This window comes from Agrobacterium sp. 22-214-1 (assembly GCF_053522465.1).
Map to the genome: position 1 here is coordinate 147,038 of NZ_JBNWCK010000008.1, position 15,671 is coordinate 162,708.

Annotated in this window: 15 protein-coding genes; 9 read left to right on the forward strand and 6 right to left on the reverse strand. The window is 60.4% G+C overall.

Going from position 1 to position 15,671, the window contains the following annotated elements; all coding sequences use genetic code 11:
- Window positions 1-164 precede the first annotated feature (164 nt).
- From ACQZ5G_RS22490 to ACQZ5G_RS22500, 3 genes are all read left to right on the forward strand, one after another.
- Complete coding sequence (locus tag ACQZ5G_RS22490) at window positions 165-1,211, forward strand: LacI family DNA-binding transcriptional regulator (RefSeq protein ID WP_448738556.1); 1,047 nt, start codon at window positions 165-167, stop codon at window positions 1,209-1,211.
- Between the two features lie 256 nt (window positions 1,212-1,467).
- The gene (locus ACQZ5G_RS22495) at window positions 1,468-2,175 is read left to right on the forward strand and encodes an IS110 family transposase (protein WP_448738557.1); all 708 of its coding nucleotides are present in this window, start codon (window positions 1,468-1,470) and stop codon (window positions 2,173-2,175) included.
- Between the two features lie 366 nt (window positions 2,176-2,541).
- The gene (locus ACQZ5G_RS22500) at window positions 2,542-3,504 is read left to right on the forward strand and encodes a 2-hydroxyacid dehydrogenase (protein ID WP_448738558.1); all 963 of its coding nucleotides are present in this window, start codon (window positions 2,542-2,544) and stop codon (window positions 3,502-3,504) included.
- A gap of 220 nt (window positions 3,505-3,724) precedes the next feature.
- Here ACQZ5G_RS22500 and ACQZ5G_RS22505 read toward each other — a convergent pair whose 3' ends face one another.
- Genes ACQZ5G_RS22505 through ACQZ5G_RS22515 form a run of 3 tightly spaced genes read right to left on the reverse strand, consistent with a single transcriptional unit; the run spans window position 3,725 to window position 6,736 of the window.
- Window positions 3,725-4,366 carry a ThuA domain-containing protein gene (locus ACQZ5G_RS22505; RefSeq protein ID WP_448738559.1) on the reverse strand — a complete coding sequence of 214 codons (642 nt, stop codon included), beginning with the start codon at window positions 4,364-4,366 and terminating at the stop codon, window positions 3,725-3,727.
- Between the two features lie 17 nt (window positions 4,367-4,383).
- Window positions 4,384-5,484, reverse strand: a complete 1,101-nt coding sequence (locus tag ACQZ5G_RS22510) for a Gfo/Idh/MocA family protein (protein WP_448738560.1) — start codon at window positions 5,482-5,484, stop codon at window positions 4,384-4,386.
- A 52-nt stretch (window positions 5,485-5,536) separates the two neighbouring features.
- Window positions 5,537-6,736 (reverse strand): ROK family transcriptional regulator, encoded by a 1,200-nt coding sequence (locus tag ACQZ5G_RS22515; protein ID WP_020809468.1) that lies wholly within the window; start codon window positions 6,734-6,736, stop codon window positions 5,537-5,539.
- 195 nt (window positions 6,737-6,931) lie between these two features.
- Between ACQZ5G_RS22515 and ACQZ5G_RS22520 the strand changes: the two genes are divergently transcribed.
- From ACQZ5G_RS22520 to ACQZ5G_RS22545, 6 genes are all read left to right on the forward strand, one after another.
- Window positions 6,932-8,233, forward strand: a complete 1,302-nt coding sequence (locus tag ACQZ5G_RS22520) for an ABC transporter substrate-binding protein (protein WP_448738561.1) — start codon at window positions 6,932-6,934, stop codon at window positions 8,231-8,233.
- A gap of 67 nt (window positions 8,234-8,300) precedes the next feature.
- A complete protein-coding gene (locus tag ACQZ5G_RS22525) occupies window positions 8,301-9,239 on the forward strand; it encodes a carbohydrate ABC transporter permease (protein ID WP_059757338.1) in 939 nt (312 codons plus the stop codon).
- Window positions 9,232-10,080, forward strand: a complete 849-nt coding sequence (locus ACQZ5G_RS22530; protein ID WP_078052712.1) for a carbohydrate ABC transporter permease — start codon at window positions 9,232-9,234, stop codon at window positions 10,078-10,080. The genes ACQZ5G_RS22525 and ACQZ5G_RS22530 overlap by 8 nt, the downstream gene beginning before the upstream one ends.
- A gap of 17 nt (window positions 10,081-10,097) precedes the next feature.
- On the forward strand, window positions 10,098-11,171 hold the full coding sequence (locus ACQZ5G_RS22535; protein WP_448738562.1) for an ABC transporter ATP-binding protein: 1,074 nt from the start codon (window positions 10,098-10,100) through the stop codon (window positions 11,169-11,171).
- 144 nt (window positions 11,172-11,315) lie between these two features.
- The gene (locus tag ACQZ5G_RS22540) at window positions 11,316-12,368 is read left to right on the forward strand and encodes a sugar phosphate isomerase/epimerase family protein (protein ID WP_065655529.1); all 1,053 of its coding nucleotides are present in this window, start codon (window positions 11,316-11,318) and stop codon (window positions 12,366-12,368) included.
- Window positions 12,369-12,389: 21 nt separating this feature from the next.
- The gene (locus ACQZ5G_RS22545) at window positions 12,390-13,577 is read left to right on the forward strand and encodes a Gfo/Idh/MocA family protein (RefSeq protein WP_448738563.1); all 1,188 of its coding nucleotides are present in this window, start codon (window positions 12,390-12,392) and stop codon (window positions 13,575-13,577) included.
- Window positions 13,578-13,645: 68 nt separating this feature from the next.
- Here ACQZ5G_RS22545 and ACQZ5G_RS22550 read toward each other — a convergent pair whose 3' ends face one another.
- From ACQZ5G_RS22550 to ACQZ5G_RS22560, 3 genes are all read right to left on the reverse strand, one after another.
- Window positions 13,646-13,894 (reverse strand): hypothetical protein, encoded by a 249-nt coding sequence (locus ACQZ5G_RS22550; protein WP_425646421.1) that lies wholly within the window; start codon window positions 13,892-13,894, stop codon window positions 13,646-13,648.
- Window positions 13,895-14,012: 118 nt separating this feature from the next.
- Window positions 14,013-15,284, reverse strand: coding sequence for a glycerate kinase type-2 family protein (locus ACQZ5G_RS22555; protein ID WP_448738564.1), 1,272 nt, complete (start codon window positions 15,282-15,284; stop codon window positions 14,013-14,015).
- Window positions 15,285-15,288: 4 nt separating this feature from the next.
- The gene (locus tag ACQZ5G_RS22560) at window positions 15,289-15,642 is read right to left on the reverse strand and encodes a DUF1304 domain-containing protein (RefSeq protein WP_448738565.1); all 354 of its coding nucleotides are present in this window, start codon (window positions 15,640-15,642) and stop codon (window positions 15,289-15,291) included.
- Window positions 15,643-15,671 lie beyond the last annotated feature (29 nt).

Below are 15,671 nucleotides of genomic sequence, written 5' to 3' on the forward strand. Positions count from 1 at the left end.
GGGGGATTAAAAACCCAGAGAAATCAATTCCGCATTTACGGATGATGCTGTAGTCTTCCGGCCACGAGAGAGCAGCAAACAGGCACGGGTATTCTTCAGATCGACTGCGTGAGGCAGGCTTTCTGCCCGCACCGTCCGAAGTAGAGTGGTTGAATTTCCCCTTTATGAAAATAGACAGGAAAACGACGCTTAAGGACGTGGCGCGGGAGGCGAATGTTTCGCTGAGCACGGCTTCGCACGCCATCAACGGCACCGCACCCTTGACCACGCAGGTGCGCGAGCGGGTGCTGGAGGCGGCACGCACGCTCGGTTATCTCGAAAACCGGCGACAGAAGGCGACGATCGCCACTTTGCGTGTCGTGCTTCTGGCCATGACCAATGACGCAGCCCCCCAGAGCGATCTCAACATGGTCAGCTGGACCATGCTGAACGGCTTCCGGCGCGAATGCGAGCGGCGCGGCATTCGCATCGTTCCCTATGTCAGCACAACGAGCCGGCTCGACCCGGTTGCGGTGGCGGCGGCGGCGGATGCCGACAATGTCGACGGTATCGTGATCCTGAACGATGACAGGCCGCAACTGGTCGAGGCGCTGTCTGCGCTTGCGCGGCCGGTGGTGCTGATCAATGGCGAGGATCCGGCCATGATCGTCGATACGGTGACGGCCGAGAACCGTTTTGGCGCGCGGCTCGGTATCGAACATCTGCTGTCTCTCGGGCATCGCAATATTCTGCATATCACCTGGAAAGGGCGCACGACGATCCGCCGCCGATATGACGGTTATAGCGACGCGTATCTCGCGGCGGGCCTCACTGTTCCCGCCGATATGGTCATCGAGGTGGAGAGCTACGAGCCGGAATTGGGCGAGGCCGCCATCCGTCGCCTGCTGGCCGAACAGCGGCCGCTCAGAAACGCCACGGCGATTTTCTGCGCCGCCGATAATCTGGCGCTCGGTTGTCTGAAGGCCCTGACAGAAGCCGGAATCCGGGTGCCGGACGATGTTTCGGTCTTGGGGTTTGACGATATCATGCCGGCGGCCTTCAGTGCGCCGCCGCTCAGCACCATCCAGTTGCCCGCCGACAGGCTGGGCGGCGCGGCGCTTGCGCTGCTGGAGCAGCGGCTTGTGGCGGCCGATCCCACCCGCCCGGCGCACCGGCTGGAACTCGGTTGTCGGCTGGTGTTAAGGGGCAGCATCGCGCCGCCGCCGAAGTAGGGTGTTGGAGTATCGTCTTGTGTTGACCGCTGAACAAACTCAAGACGATTAATTCTCCCGTCATTCCGGCCTTGTGTGGACGCCTTGTGGTTTACTTGTAGCATCGGCCGGGATGCGCATCCCGGCCGATGCAGGCAGGTGGCCGTATTTCCGGACTGGTTGAAACAGCCGAGCTCAAGCAAGGCCCTGCCTGCTCCCTTTGACCCCGAACGGTTGAACGGGCTTTCGCCCGCACCACAAGACTGGGAGCAAGGCCATGATACAGGAACAGACCTTCGTCGGCATCGACATTTCCAAAGCCCGTTTCGATGTCTTTGCCCATCCCGCAGGCAAGGAGTGGAATACAGGCAGTTCACCCGCACAGATCGCGGCTCTCATTGAGCGTCTTCAGGCGCTTGGACCGGTGGTCGTCGGGCTGGAGGCGACCGGACGTTATGACCGGCTGTTGTGCTCGGCGCTCGAGAGATGGCGGCGGCCCTATTGCCGGGTCAATCCGGCGAGAGCCCGGGACTTTGCAAGAGCCACCGGCCAGCTTGCCAAAACCGATACCATCGATGCGCGACTGCTTTCGCGCATGGGCGAAACACTTTCACTACCCGTCACGACACCACCCGACCCGGCCCGTCAGCAGCTGGAAAGCCTGCATACAAGGCGTGATCAGCTTGTTGCCATGCGTCAGCAGGAACGGCTGCGCCTTCATACAGCCGATCCGTCGGAGCGCGACAGCCTCGCGCGCCACCTCGGCTGGCTCGATACGGAAATCGCCGCGATCGAACAACAGTGCCAGTTGCATGTGCGGACAAATGTGACGCTGAACGAGCAAAGCATCAGACTTCGCTCGATCCCCGGCATCGGCCAGATCACGGCGTTCACCCTGATGGCCGACATGCCGGAACTGAGCGGCAGTTCGCCCGGCGGCATGGCGGCGCTTGCAGGCCAAAGGCAAACCCGTTCAAGGTCATGATCATTGCCATCGCCCGCAAACTGCTCGTCATCGCAAACGCCATGCTCAGGGATAAAACCACATTCGAAGCAGCTTGAAACAAAATGCATCAATACAGTTGCCAGCCACCGCGTGTCCACGCGGTGAAAAAGACCTTCTCAGCCCAAAGACTTGGGCTGGCTGGATGCCGGATCCAGTCCGGCATGACGGTGAGGGCGCTTAAAAAAATCGGCATGAAACTTCCGTCTGCCCCCATAGCATCCCCTTATTGCCCTTTTCACGGCCGTCTTTGTTTGAAAAGATCGCCGCCCAGAGGAGTGGGATGGCGAAAGGTTCGCCTGAAACCTGCTCCGGCTATCGGAATGTTATCAGGAGGAATATCCGCTCATGTCTGACAAAAAGGCCGTCGTTCTCGTTCCCGGCAAGATAAACCCGCGCGTTCTCGAACGCCTCGAAGGCAAGGTCGAGATCGTGACTGTGCCTGCCGGTGCCGAGCCGGTTCTGCCGGCGGGCGCGGCCGAGCGCGTTAACGCCATTGCCGTTTCCGGCGTCGTCAACGCCAAATGGATCGATGCGCTGCCGAAGCTCGAGATCATCGCCAATTTCGGCGTGGGTTATGATGGCGTCGATGCCAAACATGCCGCCACGCGCAACATCGTGGTGACGAATACGCCTGACGTGCTGAACGACGAGGTGGCGGATACGACGATTGCGCTTTTGATCAACACCGTGCGCCGTCTTTATCAGGCCGAGACCTGGCTGCGTGACGGAAAATGGGTTGGTGAAGGGCCGTTCGCGCTATCGCCGTTTTCGCTGCGCGGCCGCAAGGTGGGTCTCTTTGGCATGGGCCGTATCGGGCAGGAAATCGCCAAGCGGCTGGAGCCTTTCAAGGTGGAGATCGGATACCACACCCGCAGCAAGCGGGATGGCCTCTCTTACACCTACTACGGCTCGCTGAAGGAGATGGCGGAAGCGGTCGATATATTGATCTGCATCGTGCCCGGCACGCCAGAAACGCACAAGGCGATCAACGCCGAAATCCTGACGGCGCTCGGGGCTCAGGGCGTGTTCATCAATGTCGGGCGCGGTTCCAGCGTCGATGAGGATGCGCTTTTGCAGGCGCTTAAGAGCGGTGCTGTGGGGGCTGCCGGTCTCGATGTGTTTTATGCCGAGCCGAAGGTGCCGGAAGCCTTCCTGTCGCTGCCGAATGTCTCCCTGCTGCCGCATGTCGCCTCCGCCTCGATCCCGACGCGCAACGCCATGGCCGATCTGGTGGCCGACAATATTCTCGGCTGGTTCAGGGATGGCAAAGTGCTGACGCCGGTGCCGGAAACGCCGGTCAAGGGGTGAGGCCTGTTGGCAAGCCCTGACCAACACCCCTCGGTGAGGCGAATGGCTTGCCTGCTCACGAACTCCGCACGCCCTCATCCCTGTGCTTGTCACAGGGGTCCAGTGCGATCAAGTCCTTGATCGCAAAAGACTCGTTCTCACGGCGCAGATGCGCCGTGGCTGGATGCCGGGTCAAGTCCGGCATGACGGAGAGAGTATTGGGCCGTCTCGACCTATCGTCTTAACGCGCCGCCCAATTCGCGCCACGGCGGAACATGGTTTTCATCTGCGGCACGAAAAACTCCTTGGCCTGATGGCCGAGCGCCGAATAGAAGACCCGGCCCTTGCCGTATTTGCGTTTCCAGACAACCGGCATCACCACGCCGTCGATCCACCATGCGTGGTCGCCTGTAAACTTCGTCGTCGCGAGAACCTCGTTGGAGGGGTCGACATGCATGTAATATTGCTCCGACGTATAGAGGAAATCGGAAATCCCCTCCATCAGCGGGTCGTCGGGGCGGGTGATGTTGACGTGGTAGTCGATGATATTGCCGGGATGGGCAACCCATTGGCCGCCGATCATGAACTGATATTCGACGCATTCGCGGAAACTATCGCCCGCGCCACCGTGGAAACCGGCAATGCCGACGCCGTTTTCCACGGCGGCGGTGAGATTCTTGATCTCTTCCTTCTCGATCTTCGACATGGTGACGATGGGTACGACGAGGCTAAGATCATGCACTGAAGGATCGGCGAAGGCCTCGGTTGAATGTTCCACATAGACCTTGAAACCGTCCTCCTCCAGCATGTCCTTGACGATGGTGGCGCATTCCTGCGGTTCGTGGCCGCTCCAGCCGCCCCAGACGATGAGTGCTTCGCGCATTTATTTTCTCCTCCGGATTATTTGCCGAGCTGGCCGTCGACCAGCGATGTTTCGAGTGGAGCAGGGCGCTCCGCCTTGGTGGTGATGGAAATGGTCGTGCCGCTGTCGGATGCCGTCTGGAAGGCTTCCATGACTTCCAACACATGCAGGGCAAGATCGCCATTGGCGCGATGCGGGCGGTTTTCGCGGATCGCGTGGGCCATATCCGCTACGCCTATCGAGCGGTAATTACCATCGGCATAGGGGGATGAAAGCGCCTGTGGCTCGAACTGGCCGCCCTTCTTCAGCAATTGCACTTCGCCGCCGAAATGGTTTGGATCGGGCACGATCAGCGTGCCTTCCGTGCCGTAGAGTTCCAGCGGCACATGTTTGTGGCCCGCCACATCGAAGCTCATGCCCACCTGCACTACGGCACCATTCTCAAAAGCCAGCACGCCGGACACATGTGTGGCGACATGAACGGGAATTTTTTCGCCGTTCTTCGGCTCGCTGGTAATGAGGCGTTCATTACGCGGCGCGATGGCGAAACCCGCAACCCTGGAGACCGGGCCGAACAGGTTGACGAGATCCGTAATGTAATAGGGGCCCATATCCAGCATCGGCCCGCCGCCGACCTCGTAATAAAAGGCCGGGTTTGGGTGCCAGCGCTCGTGGCCGGGGCACATGAAGGTGGCGGTTCCGCCGACCGGCTGGCCGAGCACGCCCTCATCGATCAGCCGGCGTGCGGTCTGGTGCCCGCCGCCGAGGAAGGTATCCGGGGCCGAACCGATGCGAAGGCCCTTTGCCTTTGCCGCATCCGCAAGCCGTTTGCCTTCAGTGAAATTGATGCCGAGCGGTTTTTCGGAATAGGCGTGTTTGCCGGCGTCAAGCGCGCGCAGCCCCACCTCCACATGCGCCTTGGGAATGGTGAGGTTGACGATGATCTCTACGGAAGGATCGGAGAGAAGCGCGTCGATGCTGGTTGCCTGAAGGCCGAATTCATCGGCACGGGCTTTCGCCGCCTCCTCGTTCATATCCGCAAGACCGCGAATGTCGAGAATGGGAAACGACGCCATAGCCTTGAGATAGGCGCTGGAGATGTTGCCGCAGCCGATGATGCCGATACCGACCCTGTTCATGTGATTTCCTCCCGTAAATCAGAAATGCCGAAGCCCGTGCTCAACCCGTGGGTTAAAGCGCCGGTCCCGTGGTGTTCCATGGCGATTCGTAAAGTTCGTAAAGCGCGACGGCCGCCGCCCCCTGCGCCCATAATTCGTCGCTCGCAATGTCGAAAACCAGCTCCGCGACGCCGGCCAGCGAAGGCGGCACGGCGGCGTTGTAGCTGTCGCGGATGCTGGCGATGAAGGGTTCTCCGAGTTCGAGGCTGGAGCCGGTGATGATGACACGTGGCGGCGCAAACAGCGTGACGATATTGGCTAGCGTCAGGCCGAGCGCTGCACCGGCGCGCAAAGCGGCCGCGATGAGATCGTGGTCTTCCGCCGCAATCAATGCATGGGCATGCTGCATGCCGCGGCCGAGCCGAATCGCCTCGGCAAAACGTCCATCCGCCGGGCGAGAGCCAAGAATGGCGTTTTCGCCCGCCTGGCTCGCCAGCCGCACCGTGCCCTCATTGGCAAGGCCGATGACGAGGTCCCCGAGATTGTGGCTGAGACCGCCCGCACCACGAAAAAGCTGGTTCTGGTGCAGCACGCCAAGACCGAGCGTCTGTTCGAGCGAAATCAGCACCATGTCTTCCAGATCGCGGGCATGCCCGAACCAGTGATGGGCGAGCGTGATGGCGTGGGCGTCGCTTTCGATGATGGTCGGCGAATTCAGCCGTGCGGTCATTTCCTCGGCGAAATTGACGTTCACTTCCCGCAATATGGGGCTGCTGCGAATTTTCCCGGTGCGATGTTCGATGACGCCGGGCAGGCCGAGGCAGACCATATCCACATCTTCAAGCGAAAGACCGGCATCGACGACGCAGCGCCGCACCCCGTCCTCCACCAGATCGGCGATGACGCCGATGGGCTGGCGGTCGACACGGATCGGCAGGGCAAGCGTTGAAAGCACGTTGCCGCAGAAATCGGTGACGACGAAGACCATGCGGCTTGCGGCGATCTTGGCGCCCACCACGCGGGCGGCATCCGGGTTCAGTTCCAGCATCACGCGCGGCCTGCCGCGTGCGCCTTCAGTGCGGATATCGCCGATATGGCGGGTGAGGATAAGTCCGTCATCGAGCAGCGAGGCGGTGATCGCCGAAACGGTGGTGGTGGAGAGCTGCGTTCTTTCGCTGATTTCCACCCGCGAGATCGGCCCATGGCGGCGGATGCTGTCCAGCACGCTCAGCCTGTTGATCGCGCGCATTAATTCGGGGTCTGCGGTCTTCATGGGGTCCTGCTGCGATCGGGTTCGATCTAAAACGAATTTATATCGGATTGCGGATTAAATAACGTCTGCCGGGAGGGGTGTGTCAAGCCATCAGGGTAAAAAATCAGCAACCCGCCTTGACATTGGGCAGGGTGTGGGGTGAATTAATCCGCATTGGGGAATAAATGGTGAGGAACCCCAGGGAGGATCACGAACATGACCTATTGGCACGCAGGCGTAAGCCTGAGCGGCAGGCGGATCGCCTTTGCCGCAACGACAAGCATAGCCCTGATGCTCGGCGCGGCCAGCGTCTCGGCGGCGACCGTCGTTAAATGGATGCATGTGGAATTGGACCCGAAATCCGTGGCTGTCTGGGAGGAGATTGCCAAGGAATACGAGGCCAAGCACCCCGATGTCGATATTCAGCTGCAGTTCCTTGAAAACGAGGCTTTCAAGGCGAAATTGCCGACGCTGCTGCAATCCAACGACGTGCCGGATTTCTTCTATAGCTGGGGTGGCGGCGTCCTTGAGGAACAGTCCAAGACCGGTGCGCTGAAGGATCTGACCGAGGTTTTCGACGCCAATGGTGGCAAGCTGCGGCAGGCCTATAATGCATCCGCAATCGACGGCCTGTCTTTCGACGGTAAGGTCTGGGCCGTGCCTTACCGTGTCAGCCTCGTCAGCTTCTTTTACAACAAGGAGCTGTTTGCCAAGGCCGGCGTGAAGGCCGAGGACATCAAGACCTGGGACGATTTCAGCGCCACGGTCAAGAAGATCAAGGAAGCGGGCATCGTCCCGATTGCCGGTGGCGGCGGTGAAAAATGGCCGATCCATTTCTACTGGAGCTATCTCGTCATGCGCAATGGCGGGCAGGCCGTGTTCGATGCCGCCCGCAAGGGCGAAGGCGAAGGTTTCATGGATCCGGCGATCATCAAGGCGGGTGAACAGCTGGCCGAGTTCGGCAAGCTCGAACCCTTCCAGCCCGGTTATCTCGGCTCCACCTGGCCACAGGCGCTCGGTGTCTTCGGCGATGGCAAGGCGGCGATTATTCTCGGTTTCGACAATACGGAAGCCAACCAGCGCAAGAATGCCGGTGACGGCAAGGGGCTGGCCGCAGACAATATCGGCCGCTTCGCCTTCCCGGTCGTCGAGGGCGGTGCGGGCAAGGCCACAGATACGCTGGGCGGCCTGAACGGCTGGGCTGTCACGAAAAACGCGTCCAAGGAAGCGATCCATTTCGCCACCTTCCTTACCAGCAAGGAAAGCGAAGAGAAAATGGCGACCGCCGGTATGATCCTGCCGGTTGCCACAGGGGCTGCCGGTGCGGTGAAGAACCCGCTGCTGGCGGATTCCGCCAAGCAGCTGGCTGCTTCCACCTGGCACCAGAACTTCTTCGACCAGACGCTCGGCGCTGCCGTCGGTCGTGTCGTCAACGATATTTCAGTCGAGATCGTTTCCGGCCAGATGACCTCCGAAGAGGGTGCCCAGCAAATTCAGGACGCATTCGAACTGCGCTGATCTGGTTTCCATGGCGGCGCCGCGAATGTGCGGCGCTGCTTATCTGCCTCCATGAAAGCGGATAGAGATGACGGATATTTCCATGACTTCTGCGTCGATACCGGCGCGCGGCGCGGCGAAGACAAAGCGCAAGCAAAGCTCGGTCGCGCATGACCGGGCGCTGACCCTTCTGGTCTTCCTGCCGCCCGCACTGCTGCTCTTTACCCTGTTTGTCATCCTGCCCATGGGCGAGGCGGCGTGGTACAGCCTTTACCGCTGGAACGGTTACGGCACGCCGACCGATTTCGTCGGCCTGCGGAATTTTCAGGTCCTGTTCGGCAATGCCGCCTTCTCGCAGGCCCTGCTCAATAACGGCCTGATCATCCTGATTTCCGTATTGATCCAGATCCCGCTGGCGATCTGGCTTGCGATGATGCTGGCGCACCGCATTCCCGGCGTCGTCGCCTTCCGGCTGGTTTTCTTCCTGCCCTATGTGCTGGCGGATGTCGCGGCCGGTCTGATCTGGCGTTTCGTTTATGACGGCGATTACGGCCTGTTTGCCGCCATCTCCAATTTCTTCGGCTTCGCCAATCCTTACGTGCTGGCCGACAAGGATGTGGCGATCTATGCCGTGCTCGGTGTCATCGTCTGGAAATATTTCGGTTTCCATATGATGCTGTTCATCGCCGGCCTTCAGTCCGTCGACAAGAATGTGCTGGAAGCCGCCGAAATCGACGGCGCGTCCGGCTGGCAAAAGTTCCGTTATGTCACGCTGCCGATGCTCGGCTCCACGGTGCGCCTTTCCGTCTTCTTTGCGGTCATCGGCTCGCTGCAGCTCTTCGACATGATCATGCCGCTCACCGGCGGCGGCCCGTCCAACTCCACACAAACCATGGTCACCTTCCTCTACACCTACGGCGTCATGCGCATGCAGGTGGGGCTTGGCAGTGCGGTCGGCGTCGTTCTTTTCGTCATCTGCGTGACGCTCGCCTTCGGTTACAAAAGGATTTTCATGCGCCATGACTGACACATCCACCTCCGTCCGCATGCCGCTGCAAACCAAGCTTTATCTCTATATATCGCTGAGCCTGATTGCGGCCATCGTGCTCATCCCGTTGCTCACCACCGCACTTGGCGGCTTCAAGACGCTGGGAGACCTGCGCGTTAACCCGTTCGGCATTCCGGCCGAATGGCAATGGGCCAATTACGGCGATATCCTCTTCGGCAAGCGCTACTGGCTGCAAATCTTCAATTCGCTGGTGATTGCTCTATTGACGGTGTTCCTGACGCTCACCGTCTCGGCCATGGCCGCCTTCACCTTCGCGCATGTCAAGTTCTTCGGCTCGTCTTTCCTGCTGAATTATTTCCTGCTGGGGCTGATGTTCCCGGCGGCCACGGCCATCCTGCCACTGTTCATCCGGATCCGTGATCTCGGCCTGCTCGACACCTATTGGGGTGTGGTGCTGCCGCAGGTGGCCTTTGGGCTGGGCATGAGCATTCTCCTGTTCCGCAATTATTTCCGCAATCTGCCGGAGGAGTTGTTTCAGGCGGCCTTTGTAGATGGCTGTGGATACCTGCGCTTCTTCTGGCATATTTCCGTGCCGCTTTCGCGGCCTATCGTGGCGACCGTCGGCATCGTTTCCTTCGTCGGCAGCTGGAACAGCTACATCCTGCCGCTGATCATGCTGAATTCGGAATCGAAATATCCATGGCCACTCGGCATCATGGTTTATCGCGGTGAATTCGGCACGGAATGGCAGCTCGTTCTCGCCTTCATCACTTTGACGATCCTGCCGACCGTCATCGTCTTCTTCCTCGCACAGAAACACATCATCGCGGGCCTGACGGCCGGTGCCGTCAAATCGTGACTTGAAAGGAGCAAAACATGGCTTCCGTCGAACTCAGGGATATCGCCAAGTCCTATGCCGCGCTCGATGTCATTCACGGCATCTCGCTTGATATTACGGATGGCGAATTCATCGCGCTGGTCGGTCCTTCCGGTTGCGGCAAATCCACCCTTCTGCGCATGATCGCCGGGCTGGAGGAGATCACCGATGGGGATATTCTCATCGGCGACAGGGTGGTCAATGGCATGACCCCGCGCGAGCGCAATATCGCCATGGTGTTCCAGTCCTATGCGCTTTATCCGCATATGACGGTGGCCGAAAACATGGGCTTCAATCTGAAGCTCGCCGGCCAGCCGAAAAACGTCATTGAAGAGCGCGTTGCGGAAGCCGCCCGCATGCTCGATCTCGGCAAGCTTCTCGACCGCAAGCCCTCGCAGCTTTCCGGCGGCCAGCGCCAGCGTGTCGCCATGGGCCGCGCCGTGGTGCGCAATCCGGCCGTCTTCCTGTTCGATGAGCCGCTGTCCAACCTGGACGCCAAGCTTCGCGTGCAGATGCGCAGCGAAATCAAGGCTCTGCACCAGAAGGTCGGCACCACCTCAATCTATGTCACCCATGACCAGATCGAGGCGATGACACTTGCGGATCGGGTCGTGGTGCTCAATCACGGTCGCATCGAACAGCAGGGCACGCCGCTCGAGCTCTACAAGACGCCCGCCAATCTCTTCGTCGCCGCCTTCATCGGCTCGCCGGCTATGAACCTCATCGAATGCGTGGTCGATGGTGAGGGAGACCAGCCGGCGGCCCGGCTGAAGGACGGAACCGCGATCCGCATTGCCGCCTCGCGAAAGGTCAAGCGCGGCCAGCCGGTGACGATTGGCTTGAGGCCGGAACATATCGGCTCGGCCATCGGCGGTGATGTGTCGCTCTCCGGCCGGACACTGCTGGTGGAGCCGACAGGTGCGCAGACCCATGTGATCTTCGAACTGGCGGGCGATCAGGTGACGGCGGTGGTGGATGGCGAGCAGCCGGTCAAGGTCAACACTCCCTTTGCCGCCACCGTGCACCATGAGCGTGTGCACGTCTTCGACAGGGCGAGCGGACTGGCGCTTTAAGCGCCTTCCGCATTTTCAACGAAATGCGGAAATTCTCTCGTCCCTCCGCTTTTGGGGCTTGTTTGAAAATCACGAGCGGTTAGCTTGGCGCTTGGGAAAAAAGCGGATTACCGCGAAACTGTATCGATGCAGGAGGAGATTTTTATGAGAACGATCAAGGGACCGGGTCTTTTTCTCGGCCAGTTTGCCGGCGATGCCGCACCTTTCAACAGCTGGGACGGCATTACCAAATGGGCGGCGGAAAAGGGCTATGCCGGTGTGCAGGTGCCGACATGGGCCGGACAGCTGATCGATCTCAAAAAAGCGGCGGAATCGAAGGATTATTGCGACGAATTTGCCGGGGTCGCGCGCCAGAACGGTGTCGAGGTGACCGAGCTTTCCACCCATTTGCAGGGCCAGCTGGTTGCCGTTCATCCCGCTTATGACGAGGCTTTCGACGGTTTTGCAGCACCTGAAGTGCGCGGCAACCCCAAGGCGCGTCAGCAATGGGCGGTGGAGCAGGTGAAGCTGGCGCTGAAAGCGTCGAAAAATCTCGGCATCAAGGCGCATGCGACCTTCTCCGGTGCGCTTGCCTGGCCCTTCGTCTACCCGTGGCCGCAGCGCCCGGCCGGTTTGGTGGAAACGGCCTTCGACGAACTGGCGAAACGCTGGACGCCGATCCTCGATTACGCCGATGAGCAGGGTGTGGATGTTTGCTACGAAATCCATCCCGGCGAAGACCTGCATGATGGCGTGACGTTCGAGATGTTCCTGGAGCGGGTGAAGAACCACAAGCGCGCCAACATGCTCTACGATCCGTCGCATTACATTCTGCAATGCCTCGATTATCTCGACAATATCGACATCTACAAGGACCGCATCAAGATGTTCCACGTCAAGGATGCGGAGTTCAATCCGACCGGGCGGCAGGGCGTTTATGGCGGTTATCAGGGCTGGGTCAACCGCGCGGGCCGGTTCCGTTCGCTGGGCGACGGGCAGGTGGATTTCGGTGCGGTCTTCTCCAAGATGGCGGCAAATGATTTCGATGGCTGGGCCGTGGTCGAATGGGAATGCGCGCTGAAGCACCCTGAAGACGGTGCTCGGGAAGGAGCCGAATTCGTCAAGGCGCATATCATCCGCGTCACGGAAAAAGCCTTTGACGATTTCGCATCGAGCGGCACGGACGATGCGGCCAACCGCCGTATGCTTGGGCTTTGAGAGCATTTCAGGGGAGATATTATGGCTATTGAAGGAAAGACAACGGACAAGGCGAACAGGCGGATTCGCCTTGGCATGGTCGGTGGTGGTTCGGGCGCATTTATCGGCGGCGTTCACCGCATGGCGGCGCGGCTCGACAATCGTTTCGATCTCGTGGCGGGGGCCCTGTCCTCGACGCCGGAAAAATCCCTCGCTTCCGGCCACGAGCTGGGGCTCGATCCCGAGCGTTGCTATGGTTCGTTCGAGGAAATGGCCGAAAAGGAAGCGCTGCGCGAGGATGGCATCGAGGCGGTGGCGATCGTTACCCCCAACCATGTGCATTATCCGGCAGCGAAGGCGTTTCTGGAGCGCGGCATCCATGTCATCTGCGACAAGCCGCTGACCTCCAATCTGGAAGACGCCAAAAAGCTGAAGCAGGTGGCCGACAAGGCCGATGCACTGTTCATCCTCACGCACAACTACACCGGCTATCCGATGGTGCGGCATGCGCGGGAACTGGTGGAGTCAGGCGCGCTCGGCACGATCCGTCTGGTGCAGATGGAATATCCGCAGGACTGGCTGACGGAAGCGGTGGAACAGACCGGTGCGAAACAGGCTGTCTGGCGTACCGATCCGGCGCAATCGGGCGTCGGCGGCTCCACCGGCGATATCGGCACCCATGCCTATAATCTCGGCTGCTTCATTTCCGGTCTGGAAGCGGATGAGCTGGCGGCCGATGTGCACACCTTTGTCGAAGGCCGCCGGCTGGACGACAATGCGCATGTGATGCTGCGCTTCAAGCAAAAGGGCGGCAAGCAGGCGGCCAAGGGGCTGCTCTGGTGCAGCCAGGTTGCGGTCGGCCACGAAAACGGGCTGAAGGTTCGTGTTTATGGCGACAAGGCCGGCATCGAGTGGACACAGGCGGACCCGAACTATCTCTGGTTCACGAGGCTTGGCGAACCCAAGCAGTTGATCACCCGTGGCGGCGCCGGGGCAGGGGCTGCCGCAGCGCGCGTCACCCGCATTCCCTCCGGCCACCCGGAAGGTTATCTCGAAGCCTTCGCCACCATCTACACCGAGGCGGCGCATGCCATCGAAGCCCGCCGCACCGGCTCGGCGCTCGATAAGGCGGTGATTTACCCGACCGTGGATGACGGGGTTAAAGGTGTCGCTTTCGTCACGGCATGCATCGAGTCCGGCAAGAAGAATGGCGGCTGGGTGAAGCTGTAAGATTGCGCGCGGCATATTTCTTCTCCCCGCCGGGGAGAAGATGCCCTTGGCGTCATCTGCCGATGGGATCAATTGACGCGGCTTGACTGCGTCTGCACACGTTCCGTTATGGGGCAACCGTCCTGAAGCTTGGTCCAGGACGAAACGTTGAGCTTCATCTCGCAGCGCGCGAGATAAGAGCCGCCGTCGACCTTCAGGCAGGATGTCTGGCCGAGCTGGAACATGACGCCGCGATTTCGGCATTTGCAATTGTGGGCATCCGCCAAAGTCGGAATAAGGGCCATGATCAGGCCAAGTATGAGCACTCCAGGACGCATGGCTGAGGCTCCAAAGGATATCCCGCCAGATTACTCCTGTCCGAGGGCATAGTCAAAACGTCTTCCCTCCGCGATCCACGCGCGGGAAAGCCCGTAGTCGCTGCAAACTTCTCCGCTATCACCCGATCAAAATCGCGCGGATATCATTCACATTCGTCAGCGTCGGCCCCGTCACGACAAGATCTCCTGCTGCCCTGAAAGCGGTGTAGCTGTCGTGGCCCACGAGTGATTGACGCGGATCGACACCGGCGTCGCGCATGCGGGCAAGCGTGTCCGGTGTCACCACCGCACCCGCCGCATCCTCCACGCCGTCTATGCCGTCGCTATCGCCGGCAATGGCCCAGATGCCGTCCGCACCTTTGAGCGTCAGCGCAAGGCTCAGCAGGAATTCCGTATTGCGTCCGCCCTTGCCGGCCGGCCCCTTGCCGATCGTCACTGTGGTTTCGCCGCCGGAAAGCAGTACGGCCGGACCTTTGACCGGCAGACCCTTGCGGCTGGCGGAAAGAGCGATGCCGGCCATGACAGCGCCGACATCCCTGGATTCGCCTTCCAGCGAATCTCCGAGGATGAGCGGCGTAAGCCCGAGTTTCACCGCCTCATCCGCCGCGGCCTGCAGGGCGAGCGAGGGGGCGGCGATGAGCCGGATATCTTCCTCGATATCGCCCGCCTTCGGGGTTTCCTCGCCTTTTTCCAGCACCTTGCGCACGTTTTCGGGAAGATCGAGCGCATAACGGGAGACGATTTCCCGCACGGTTTCAATATCGCTCGGATCTGCAACCGTCGGGCCGGAGGCGATTTCGGAGGGATCGTCTCCCGGCACATCGGAAATCAGCAGCGAAACGACCCTGGCCGGTTTGGCAGCCAGCGCCAGCCGCCCGCCCTTGATGCGGGAGAGATGTTTGCGCACGGCGTTCATTTCGGAAATCGTCGCGCCGCTGGCCAAAAGGGCACGATTGACGGCCATCTTGTCGGCAAGTGCCATGCCTTCGGCCGGCGCGACCATCAGCGCCGAACCGCCGCCGGAAATCAGTGCGATGACCATGTCGTCGGCGGTCAGGCCTTCAACGGCGGCGAGAATGCGTTTTGCCGCTTCCGCGCTTTTATCGTCGGGCACGGGGTGCGAGGCCTCGATGATCTCGATACGTGTGGTTGGGACGGCATGGCCGTAACGCGTCACCACCACGCCGGAAAGATCGACATGCGGCCATACCGCTTCGAGCGCGGCAGCCATGGCGGCGGAAGCCTTGCCGGCGCCCACCACCACGCAGCGGCCTTTGGGCGGGGAGGGAAGGTGGTGTTGCAGCACCTTTGCCGGATCGGCGCTTGCGACTGCCGCCATGAAAATCCGGTTGAGAGCGTCTTTTGCGCTGTGATCGTTCCATGCGCTCATCGGTTCATGCTCCGATCCAGAGGAAGCCGAGCGCCAACAATGCCGGCAAAGCCTGAATGAACAGGATCTTCATATTGGCGGTGATGGCGCCGAAAATACCGGCCACCAGAACGCAGGCGAGGAAGAAAACCTTGAAGCTCAGCCCTTCATCGCCCTGCATCAGCCCATAGATCAGCCCCGCTGCGAGAAAACCGTTATAAAGCCCCTGATTGGCGGCAAGCACCTTTGTCTGCCGGGCAAAATCCGCCGAAAGACCGAAGGCCCTGCGGCCGGCTGGTTTTTCCCACAGCAGCATTTCCAGAATGACGATGTAAATATGGATGGCCGCAACCACGGCAATCAGAATGCTGGCGATCATCGGCGGTTTCCTCCAAACCATGATGTCCG

Coding starts and splice junctions, on each gene's coding strand:
- ACQZ5G_RS22540 (WP_065655529.1), top strand. CDS start 11,316: ATGAGAACGATCAAGGGACCGGGTCTTTTTCTCGGCCAGTTTGCCGGC.
- ACQZ5G_RS22535 (WP_448738562.1), top strand. CDS start 10,098: ATGGCTTCCGTCGAACTCAGGGATATCGCCAAGTCCTATGCCGCGCTC.
- ACQZ5G_RS22490 (WP_448738556.1), top strand. CDS start 165: ATGAAAATAGACAGGAAAACGACGCTTAAGGACGTGGCGCGGGAGGCG.
- ACQZ5G_RS22510 (WP_448738560.1), bottom strand. CDS start 5,484: ATGAACAGGGTCGGTATCGGCATCATCGGCTGCGGCAACATCTCCAGC.
- ACQZ5G_RS22550 (WP_425646421.1), bottom strand. CDS start 13,894: ATGCGTCCTGGAGTGCTCATACTTGGCCTGATCATGGCCCTTATTCCG.
- ACQZ5G_RS22555 (WP_448738564.1), bottom strand. CDS start 15,284: ATGAGCGCATGGAACGATCACAGCGCAAAAGACGCTCTCAACCGGATT.
- ACQZ5G_RS22500 (WP_448738558.1), top strand. CDS start 2,542: ATGTCTGACAAAAAGGCCGTCGTTCTCGTTCCCGGCAAGATAAACCCG.
- ACQZ5G_RS22545 (WP_448738563.1), top strand. CDS start 12,390: ATGGCTATTGAAGGAAAGACAACGGACAAGGCGAACAGGCGGATTCGC.
- ACQZ5G_RS22530 (WP_078052712.1), top strand. CDS start 9,232: ATGACTGACACATCCACCTCCGTCCGCATGCCGCTGCAAACCAAGCTT.
- ACQZ5G_RS22560 (WP_448738565.1), bottom strand. CDS start 15,642: ATGATCGCCAGCATTCTGATTGCCGTGGTTGCGGCCATCCATATTTAC.
- ACQZ5G_RS22520 (WP_448738561.1), top strand. CDS start 6,932: ATGACCTATTGGCACGCAGGCGTAAGCCTGAGCGGCAGGCGGATCGCC.
- ACQZ5G_RS22515 (WP_020809468.1), bottom strand. CDS start 6,736: ATGAAGACCGCAGACCCCGAATTAATGCGCGCGATCAACAGGCTGAGC.
- ACQZ5G_RS22505 (WP_448738559.1), bottom strand. CDS start 4,366: ATGCGCGAAGCACTCATCGTCTGGGGCGGCTGGAGCGGCCACGAACCG.
- ACQZ5G_RS22495 (WP_448738557.1), top strand. CDS start 1,468: ATGATACAGGAACAGACCTTCGTCGGCATCGACATTTCCAAAGCCCGT.
- ACQZ5G_RS22525 (WP_059757338.1), top strand. CDS start 8,301: ATGACGGATATTTCCATGACTTCTGCGTCGATACCGGCGCGCGGCGCG.